1 protein-coding gene is annotated in these 1,032 nt (G+C 66.9%); it reads right to left on the reverse strand.

Annotated elements, in window-relative coordinates; all coding sequences use genetic code 11:
- Nucleotides 1-935, reverse strand: a 935-nt coding sequence (locus tag OB916_RS16915; protein WP_315910470.1) for an extracellular solute-binding protein, incomplete at its 3' end; no start/stop codon positions are given.
- Nucleotides 936-1,032: the final 97 nt, after the last annotated feature.

Consider the following 1,032-nt stretch of genomic DNA (forward strand, 5'->3'; position numbering starts at 1 on the left):
GCCTTTCGGACGTCCCCTTCGTTCCACTCCAGCGCGGCGGCGGGGACGAAATCCCCGGCGAACGACCCGAACCCATCGACCGACTCGCCGTGGAGGAACTGCCGAAGCATCCTGGCTGCGTCCATACCCGGGTCCTCGGCGACCGTCACGGGTCGCTCTCCGGCGGGGCCGAGCAACGTGGCCGTCGGATCGCCGAAATACGCCCCGCCCCACGTCGAAAGCGCCTCGTAAAACGGGCCGTACGCCAGCCCCCAGAAGGCCCCGAGCGGAGACGTGAAGCCGTATTCGACGCCGCTGTCTGCGAGCGTGTCGGCGAGGACGTGCGACCAGCGTTCCCACGACAGGGGCTCGCTTCCCCAGTTTGCTCCTGCGGGGTCGTAGCCGGCCGCCTCCGCGAGGTCGCGACGATACAGTATCACCCGCGTCTCGACGCGGAGCGGAATGCCATACCGGTCGCCCGTCCCCTGCGCTCGGCCCGAGCGACTGGCCGCCCAGAAGGACTCTGACTCGACGGGCGCCAGCACTCGGTCCGGCAGCCGTTCGGTGAGGTTCGCGAGGACGCCCTGTTCGTAGAACAGCTGCAGCCAGCGGTCACGGAGGACGAACAGGTCCGCCGCGTCGGAGCCACTGGCGAGTCTGCCCAGAAAGTCACCCTTTGTCGATTCGGGAGCATAGCTGTCGACGCGAAATCCGACATCCACGTCCCGGGAGAGACCACCGTGCTCGTAGAGGGCCGTTTTGACGGTATCGGCGGGGAAGCCGGTTACGACCGCACACGTTACCTGCGTGTCGTTCTCGCCCCCATCGCCGAGTGTCGCCCCCAATTTGCCGCATCCGGCCCCGACTGCCGACGTGCCCGTGGCTGCCAGCCCGGCCACGAAGCGCCGCCGACTGACGCCCGATGCCGTCGAGGCCGGCTCGGGATGGTTTCTCATATAACTCAGCTTTGCACGTTGAAGTAGGAGCGTGACGTAGGCGGTAGCAAGGACAGATGATGCCGATTACGGACTTTCTGTCGTGCACGCGCGTGTT

Source organism: Halapricum hydrolyticum (assembly GCF_025517535.1).
In the GTDB taxonomy this organism is placed as follows: Archaea; Halobacteriota; Halobacteria; order Halobacteriales; family Haloarculaceae; genus Halapricum; species Halapricum hydrolyticum.